Annotated in this window: 5 protein-coding genes and 1 pseudogene; 1 reads left to right on the top strand and 5 read right to left on the bottom strand. The window is 60.7% G+C overall.

What is annotated here, in order from left to right; all coding sequences use genetic code 11:
* A pseudogene (locus ACWGTI_RS09720) lies at positions 1–1,574 on the bottom strand (hypothetical protein); the annotation flags it as partial.
* A 196-nt stretch (positions 1,575–1,770) separates the two neighbouring features.
* On the opposite strand from ACWGTI_RS09720, the gene ACWGTI_RS09715 reads away from it, so the two are divergent.
* Entirely contained in the window at positions 1,771–2,715 is a 945-nt protein-coding gene (locus tag ACWGTI_RS09715) for a transglutaminase-like cysteine peptidase (protein ID WP_454586901.1), read from the top strand.
* Between the two features lie 130 nt (positions 2,716–2,845).
* Here the strand turns inward: ACWGTI_RS09715 and ACWGTI_RS09710 are convergent, their stop codons facing one another.
* Genes ACWGTI_RS09710 through ACWGTI_RS09695 form a run of 4 tightly spaced genes read right to left on the bottom strand, consistent with a single transcriptional unit; the run spans position 2,846 to position 8,430 of the window.
* Entirely contained in the window at positions 2,846–3,487 is a 642-nt protein-coding gene (locus ACWGTI_RS09710; protein WP_454586900.1) for a ribbon-helix-helix domain-containing protein, read from the bottom strand.
* A complete protein-coding gene (locus ACWGTI_RS09705; RefSeq protein ID WP_454586899.1) occupies positions 3,477–4,766 on the bottom strand; it encodes an HlyD family type I secretion periplasmic adaptor subunit in 1,290 nt (429 codons plus the stop codon). Before ACWGTI_RS09705 ends, ACWGTI_RS09710 begins: the two co-directional genes overlap by 11 nt.
* 45 nt (positions 4,767–4,811) lie before the next feature.
* Entirely contained in the window at positions 4,812–6,944 is a 2,133-nt protein-coding gene (locus ACWGTI_RS09700) for a type I secretion system permease/ATPase (protein ID WP_454586898.1), read from the bottom strand.
* Between the two features lie 37 nt (positions 6,945–6,981).
* Positions 6,982–8,430 carry a TolC family protein gene (locus ACWGTI_RS09695; RefSeq protein ID WP_454586897.1) on the bottom strand — a complete coding sequence of 483 codons (1,449 nt, stop codon included), beginning with the start codon at positions 8,428–8,430 and terminating at the stop codon, positions 6,982–6,984.
* Positions 8,431–8,486: the final 56 nt, after the last annotated feature.

Raw genomic sequence — 8,486 nt, 5'->3', positions numbered from 1 at the left:
GCTACCGGGATCAATACGGTCGGCGTTCCATCGCCGATCGAAATCGTCAGCGTGGTGTGCGAGGTGTCGCCGTCGCCGTCCTTGATCGTGTAGGTGAAGACGTCGTTGACGCCACCGGGCGAGCCGGCATCGCGAACGTAGCTGTAGGTGCCGTCGGCGGCCAGCGTCAGCTTGCCGTAGGTGCCCTGGATTTCGACGCCGAGGGTGGCTGCATTGTCGACAGCGGCATTGGTGTTGCCAGCCTGGACGCCAACCACCGCCGCGCCATCGGCGCCCTTGGTGTCGGCAACGCCGTCCGTGGTGTTCGCGTCGACCGCGTCCGTCCCGCCGACAAGCACATTGCCCGTCGCGGGGCCAAACTGGCCTGCGGCGATGCTGTCGGTGTCGGCAACCGCCGTCGGCACGTCGTCGATGATGGCGACGGCAAAGGTGGTGCTGGCCGTATCGCCGTCGACGTCCGTGACGGTGATGCTGAAATTGTCCGGAACCGTGTCGTTGGGATTGAACCCGTCCCCCTGAAGGGGATGAGTGACCGATTCGGTCACCGTGTAATTGTATTCGATAGCACCCGTGCTCGGGTTGTAGGAGACGATCGTCAGGTAGCCGAAATCGCCCGGAATCTGCTGGCCGACGCCGGTAACGGTGACGCCGTTGATGACAATCGATCCGATACCGTCCGGCGCGTCGATGCTGATCGTTCCAATGCCGGAGATTTCCGCGTCACTCGGCGCGTCGCTGCCGGGTGATTGAGTCGGACCGCCGTCAAGACCGGTTTCGCTGGCCGCCTGGTCCGGGGTCAGCAATGATGTGGCCACCACTGAAACCGGCCTGTCGACGACAGACGGGAAGAGCTCGCGCCGATCCAGAAGCCCAAATTGCAAAGCCGTCGGCGGCAACAGTGCCGAGAGGTCAAACCCGTCGCCGATGCCACCGGGGGGAACCGAAAAATCTGCGCCCGCACTTGGGTTCGGACCGCCCGGGCCGGCCGATATGGAACCATCGGCACCGAAGGCGACATCGACATGGCTTGCTTCGAGCGCTGCCAGCAAGGCAACACGCGGCACCTCGACGTCACCGATGATGAAGGTCGGCACGTTGAGCGCGCCATCCTTGATCACGATCACCGAGCCATCAGCCTGTTCGAGCACGAGGTTGTGGCCGTCGACCTTGATGTTGTCGATCGAGACGTTGGCCGGAAGCTTTACCACGTTGCTGGCGTCGGCCACGTATTCGTGGGGCGCAGCTGTCGCCGGTGCCTTCGCCTCCGCAGGTGCATCTTGTTTGACGGGCGCGCCGCTGCCGACATCGACCGGTACGGGCTCGGCAGGCGCCGCCTGAGCGGCCTGCGCTACCTGCGTTCCCGCCTGCGATGGTGAGCCGCCATGTTCATCGGGAGAATGCTGGTCCCAAGAATTCGAGACGGTGTCCAATTCGTTATTGCTCGTCATAACCAAACCCCTTCGGTATTTTCCGGAAAGAGACAGTGACGGCCTCTGCTTTGCAACTATCCCACAACCAATTTCATATATTCCGATATGCCTGTCTCGGCATTTTTTATACGTGGTAAATCCCAAACGTATAACCTGATATACATTGGTCCGGCCGTGGCCCGTTTGATATCCGCCGGTCGGCGCGGGTCGATAGACGGAAGTATAAATTCGAATAAAATTTTACGCAAAATAGATGTTCCGGCTTTTCCGAAATTTATCCACCTTCCTTTCCAGTAATTTGAGACAAGATGGGTAGCGTCCACCGTCAAAGGTGGGCGTTATGAAAAAAGAAAAATCTACCCCGGGGATAACCGGGCTCAAGCTGCTCCTGCTGGCAATGGGCATCGCAAGCCTGCCGCATCCATCCTCCGCAAGCGCCGTTGCCGAGGACAACCGCGCTGTCGTTGGAATGCTGGCAGCGGTCGAAACCCCGTCCAGTCTCGGTGGCGTTTCGCTGGCTCGGCCGCAACCCTGGCAGCCCGTTTCAGCCAACAGGGTCGGCATGGCTTTCGGCAGCTATGGTCCTGTTGCCGTTGATGAAAAGCGCGGTCCTTCGATCGTGCTGGACGACGCCGGGATCGACCCGATCCAGACGGCGGCGATCATTCCCGGCGTGTTCGGTTCGGTCGCCCTGTCGATGCGCAATTTCCCGGTCTCGGCGCGCTGGGCGCCTGTCTACAAGGCAATTGTCGAGTGCACCGCGGGCAGTGCATGCGAGCGCAAGAACAGCACCTTTGCCGGGATCGTCGAGGCAGCGCGGGATAAGCGCTTCATCGACAAGCTGTCTTTCGTCAACTCAAGTATAAATCGCGCCATCGCCTACAAGAAGGACAGCGTGGTTTATGGCAAGCTCGACTACTGGGCCAAGCCCTCCGAAATCCTCGAGCGGCGGGCAGGGGACTGCGAGGATTTTGCCATTCTCAAGATGGCCGCGCTGCTGCATGCGGGCATCCCGGGCCAGAGCATGTCGCTGGTAGTCTTGCAGGATCGCAAGCGCGGTTTCTTTCATGCCGTGCTGTCGGTCAGCACCGGCAGCGGCGTCTTCATCCTCGACAGCCTGAGCAATGTCGTTTCGCGCGACAGCGATCTGCCGAGCTACGTGCCGCTGTATTCGTTCAGCACCGACCGCGCATGGATCCATGGTGCGAAGACCGGCTCTGCGCAAATAGCCGATATCAAGGGCGGCCTTTCAACGGTCGCGCCGGGCGAAGGTCTGCAGCAGTAAGTATGCCGTCACGGTGTCTTCGGCGCCCTAAAAGCGCGTCGCGTGAAAACGGATTCACACGACGCGCTCCAGGTCATTGTTTGATGCATGTCGTTATCGCAAAACCGAGGTCACTTTTGCTCGACATGCATTAGCCGCCGAAGACGAATGCCATCAGCAGTTCCGGCTCGAGCACCGGCGCGCGCGCCGCGTTCAGTTGACCCCGGTAGCGGCGGTCACCGGCGCCGATGACGAAACCGGTGGCGACCGGCGTCTCGCCATTGGCCTCGAGCCTTGCGAATATGTCGGCGACATTGAGGTCCAGCGCCAGCTTGAGGTCGTGGCGCGCGTCCTCGTTCGGCGCCGCCGGCAATTGACGTCGCACCAGTTGCTGGAACTGCGCATTGAACGTCAGGATCTTCTTCGACGAGGACAGGGCAAAGGCCGGCGAGGGGCAGGCGACCAGAATGGCGTTGATGGTCTTGATCGACGCCAGCCTCTGCAAGGTGAGGTTCTGGTCGGCCAGTCCACGCATGCAGGCCACGCGGATTGCCGATGTCAGGTTTCCGGCGTTGGCGTGGGTCTCGGCGATCTCTTCGATCAGCATGCCGATCGTGCATTTCCGGTTTTCGGCCATTTGCTTCAGCGAGGTCCAGAACGCCCGTTCCAGGCGAATGCCGCGACGCGTGCCGCCACGCGCCACAACCCGAAACTCCAGCCCGAAATCCTCTGCCGCCAGCGGTGGCAGCAGCCGGTCCCGATCGGCAGGAGGGGAGATCGCGCTACCGCTCACTCATCGCCTCCTCGCGCGCCTTGTTGATCGGCTTCATCAGGTAGGTGAGGATCGTCTTGCGTCCGGTCTTGATGTCGACCGAACAGATCATGCCGGGGATGATCGAATAGGTCTTGCCGTCGCGTGTCAGCGTCGATTTGTCGGTGGCGACGCGAACCTGATAGTAGGGTTCGCCGGTCTTCTGGTCGACCAGGCTGTCGGCGGTGATGTTGGAGACCTTGCCTTCGATGCCGCCGAAGATCGAGAAGTCATAGGCGGTCACCTTGATCAGTGCATCCTGCCCCGGCCGGATGAAGGCGACGTCTCGCGGTGAAACCCGCGCTTCGACCAGCAGGGTCTCTGAGGTCGGCACGATACCCGCGACGACTGCGCCGGGCTGGACGAAGGCGCCGACCGTGTTGATGTCGAGCGTGTTGACGATACCGTCGACAGGCGAACGGATGTCGGTGCGCGCCACCTTGTCGGTGGCACCGCGTATCGTCTCATCCACCACCGACAGGTCAGCCAGTGCCTGCGTGAGATCGCTGAGCGCTTCCTGTTGCAGCTGCAGGCCGAGTTCATCGACCTGAAGCTGGGCTTCCGTGATGGCCGACTTGGCTTTCTTGATGGTTTCTCCGGCGAGTGCCAGCTGGCCATTGAGCTCGGTCTGCTCGCGCTCGACGCGCAGTTGCTCGGTTCGCGCCATCAGGCCTTTCTTGACCATCGCTTCGACCAGCTTCGCCTCCTGGTCGCTGACGACCAGATTCTTGGTGAGGCGATCGGCATTGGCGTTGGCTTCGTCCAGTTCCTTTTCGCGCTGATCCAGGCGCGACTTGAGAACCGAGAGCTTGACTTCGAAGTTGTCGCGGCGCGCGATGAGCAGCTTCTGTTCGTTGTCGCAGATTTCCGGCGCCACCTTCTGGATCTCCGACGGGCAGGGAAACGCGCCCTCCAGAGTGCCGGTCTGTTCGAACTTGAGCCGTGCAATGCGCGCCTGCAGCGCCCGCGCCTTGGCCTGCTGTTCGCCTAGGCTGGAGGTGTTGAAGGTGTTGTCGAGACGAATGATGAGATCGTTCTTCTTGACGATCTGCCCGATCGTCACCGCGATTTCCTGAACGACGCCAGGCTCGCTGGCCTGGATGATCTGGGTCTTCGACGCCGGTATGATCTTGCCGTCGCCGCGTGCGATTTCATCGACCTCGGCAAAGGACGCCCAGGCGACCGAACTCGCAAAAAGCGCTCCGATGATGAATATCGACACCGACGCAAAAAGCGGCGGGCGGTCTTCCCTGGCAAGCATTGTCATGCCCTAACGTATTGAATGAACTCAACAAATCTGTTTTTGTCAGGCGCTCGTTCTCTGCAGCGCCTGTATTACTTGGTCTTTCGGTCCATCGGCAACGATCTTGCCCTGCTCGATGACAATCAGGCGGTCGGCCAGCTCGAGCATGCTGAAGCGGTGCGTCGAAACGATCAGCGTCGTGCTGCGATCGAAGGCCACCTTGAGCTGCTTGATCAGCTGGCGCTCGGAAGCCAGATCCATCGAGCCGGACGGCTCGTCCAGGAAGACGATTTTCGGTTTGGTCAGCAACAGGCGGGCAATTGCCATAGTCTGCCTCTGGCCGCCCGAGAGGTTGGTGCCGCGCTCGCCGACATTCATGTCGTAGCCGCGCGGATGGCGGGAGACGAAATCGTCGACGCCGGCAGCCTTGGCCGCTTCGACGATCTGTTCATCGGTCGCCTCCGGACACGCCATCAGGAGATTTTCCTTGATGGTGCCTGAAAACAGCTCGTTGGCCTGCGCGACGATACCGACCGCGGCGCGAACCTCCGACGGGTGGTATTGGCGGATGTCGATCCCGTCCACCAGCAGCTCGCCGGAGGTCGGCAGGAAGAGCCTGCCGATCAGCCGCCCCATGGTCGTCTTTCCCGAGCCTATGCGGCCGATGATGCCGATCCGCTCACCAGGCTTCACCGAGAAATTCACGCCGGTCAGAACTTCGTTTTCGGAACCCGGATAGACAAAGCCGACGTTCCTGAACGCCATCGCGCCATTGCGAATGGGGCGGTTGACGAAACCAACCGTGTCCGGCCGATCCTCCGGCTGCGCCATGATCGAGTTGACAATTCGCAAGGAGAGCATTGCCTGACGAAGTCTGGACAAGGTGATGGCGATCTGCCCAAGCGGAGCCACCGCCCGGCCCGCCAGCATGACGGTGCCGATGATGGCGCCGGTGGAGACATGCCCTTCCGAAAAGGCATAGGCGCCGGCCACGATCAGGGCGACGGTCACCATCTGCTGGATGGCCTGCGTGATGTTGCCGGCGGCAGCCGAAAGCTGCTTTATCTTCTCGGACGTGTTGGATGCATTCTTGGAATGCTCTGCCCATTTTCGCAGAAGGTACGCCTCTGCCCGCAGCGACTTGATCGTCTCCAGCGTGGAGATGGATTCGACCAGCAGGGCCTGGCGTTGCGAAGCCTCGTTCATGGAAGCGGCAACGCGCTTGCCGATACGCCGTTGCGTGATCAGCCCGACGATCACGGAGGCGACAAAGGCAATGGCCGGTATGATGACCAGCCATCCGCCTATCGCATAGATGACAAGAAGAAAGACAAAGACGAATGCCGTGTCGATGAAGACGCTGATGGTGTTCGACGTGAAAAACTCGCGTACGAACTCGTACTGCGTCACCCGATTTGCATATTCGCCGGTTGAGCCGGGCCGTGCCGACAAGGATGAGTTGAGCACCTTCTCGAACAGCATATAGGAGATGCGAAGATCGGCCTTGCGCCCGGCATAGTCGATCAGCGACGCTCTGGCGGTCTTCAAGAGCAGGTCGAACAGAATGACCGCGCCGATCCCGATCGACAGCACCCAAAGCGTCGATATCGCCTTGTTTGGCAAGATCCTGTCGTAGACATTCATGGTGAAGATCGGCGAGGCAAGAGCCAGCAGATTGATGAATACCGCTGACAGGATGACCTTCGAATAGGTGCGCCAGAATGGCCCCATCGTTCCGGTCAACCAATGTCGCCGCTCAATCTTGGCCGCCGAACCGACGCTCATCCCCTCGACCGCGTTGGCATAGGTTATCGAGAAGGAAACCCCGCCGCTTATGTAGCTTCCGGCAAGTTCGGATTTGCTGATGGTTGTGCGACCGTCCTCCTGGGGAGCGGTCGTAAATCCATCGTCCTCTGTCTCGGCAAGCAGCGCAACCGGCAATTGGCTGACGCGAAACAGGATGGCGGGGAGGTCGATGCGTCCGCGAAGAAAATCGCGATGGCTGAACTCCGTGATTTCAAGACCGACGCGTTCAGCAAGATGCCGAATGGCGTCGATATCGATTCGGGTATCCGACAGCGGCACGCCGGCAAACAGCACGGTCTCGGCACTCGGCCTGCCCAGGTAGCCGGCAACAGCCGAAAAGCAGGCCTTGAAGGCCTCCTTCGGGGACAGGATTTTAGGTTGTGGGTTCACGATCCGCCCGCAGGACTGTCGTTAGACCTTGGCCTTACTACTTTTTCCTTACCGGCGCGAGGATGTCGAAAGGCAGATCGTTCTTCTGTTCCGACGGCGTGCGTGCATAGGTTTCGGTGTCGGCCGTTTCCGGTGCGTTGAACTCGGCCTTGGCGTAGGCGGTTGCCTGTTTGGCCGGCTGAAGGTCCATGGTCTTCAGCAATTGTCCGGTTGCCGCCAGCAGTCGGTACTGGGCGAAAAGCGACGCGTAGGACGCGGTGTCGGCAAGCGTTGCTGTGTTGAACCGCGTGTTCTGCGCGTCGAGCACGTCGAGTAGCGAGCGTTGTCCGACCTTGAACTGCTCGCGATAGGACGCCACCAATTTTTCGTTGGCCGCAGCCTGAAGCTTCAGCGTCTTGGCCAGGTCGGCCTGCCGGAAGCGTCGATCCCATGACGTGCGGACGGCTTCCTCGATCTCGCGCAGGACCTGGTGCAGGAAAAGGCGCTGCTCGCTGGTGCGGCGAACCTGTTCTTGTTCGTTAGCCTTGTCGATGCCGCCGCGATAAAGGTTCCAGCGCAGCACGACCCTTGCCTGAAGATCGCTCGTGTCGCCATCACTGCCATCGATGTCGGATCCTGCCCGGGCGACGCCTTCGGCGGTAATCGAGGGCCCGAATTTTGCCCGTGCAGCATCCACCAGGGAAGCCGCGGCGTCGATATCGCTGTTGGCCATATGCACGCGCGGATTGTTCTGTCGTGCCAGCCCGATAGCTTCATCAAGCGATCTCGGCAACGCGGCGGACACATCGCCCGGCCTCGAGGCACTGGTCAGCGGCTTTCCGACAGTCTTGAAGAACCGGATCTTTGCTGCCTCGAGTTCCTCGGTGGCTTCCTGCATACGGGCCTTGGCGGCGAACAGCCGCTCCTCGGCCTGCTGCCGATCGGCCTCGTTCAGCGCGCCGCCGGCAATGCCTTGCCGGATGTCGCCGAGAATTCCCTGATGGAATCCGAGGTTCTTCTTTGCTTCGACAACGATCGAGGCCTGCAACATGGCTTCGAGGTAATCCTGGACAACCGAGAGCCCGATGAATTCGGACCGTTCCAGAACCCGGAACGAGGCGCCGTCGACGCGCGAGGCCTGGCGGTTCAGTTCGGCGCGCCTTGCACCGCTGTCGTAGAGCGTCTGCGTAACCGTGAGGTCGGTTTCAGCTGGATAGAGCGTGTCGTTCTCGATGGAAAGCGAGCGCCTGTCCGGATTGTCGAGGCGGCGAGCCCCCGCTGACGCTTCCAGGTCAACGCTGGGAAGATAAAGCCCCTTCGCCTGGCGCAGTTCGAATTCGATTGCTTCACGATTCTCGATTGCTTGGCCAATCTCGGGATTGGACTCCACCGCGACCGCCATCGCCTCCTTGAGAGTGAGCGCGTGAGCGTTTCCGCAGCTCAATATGGCAACCGTTGTCAGCAGGCCAAGGCGCTTGCCTATGGCCGACATAGTTGTCGAATTCATTTTGACCACCCCAACATTCCCCCTGCACCTTATTCCAAGCGCTGCAACCCAAGCAT

It is taken from the genome of Mesorhizobium sp. ArgA1, assembly GCF_053714375.1.
Note: the sequence above shows the minus strand (reverse complement) of the source record. Positions and strands in the feature narration are given on the sequence as shown.

What these genes read in the sequence shown, in the direction of transcription:
- ACWGTI_RS09715 (WP_454586901.1), top strand. Translation starts at nt 1,771, where the DNA reads ATGAAAAAAGAAAAATCTACCCCGGGGATAACCGGGCTCAAGCTGCTC.
- ACWGTI_RS09705 (WP_454586899.1), bottom strand. Translation starts at nt 4,766, where the DNA reads ATGCTTGCCAGGGAAGACCGCCCGCCGCTTTTTGCGTCGGTGTCGATA.
- ACWGTI_RS09695 (WP_454586897.1), bottom strand. Translation starts at nt 8,430, where the DNA reads ATGAATTCGACAACTATGTCGGCCATAGGCAAGCGCCTTGGCCTGCTG.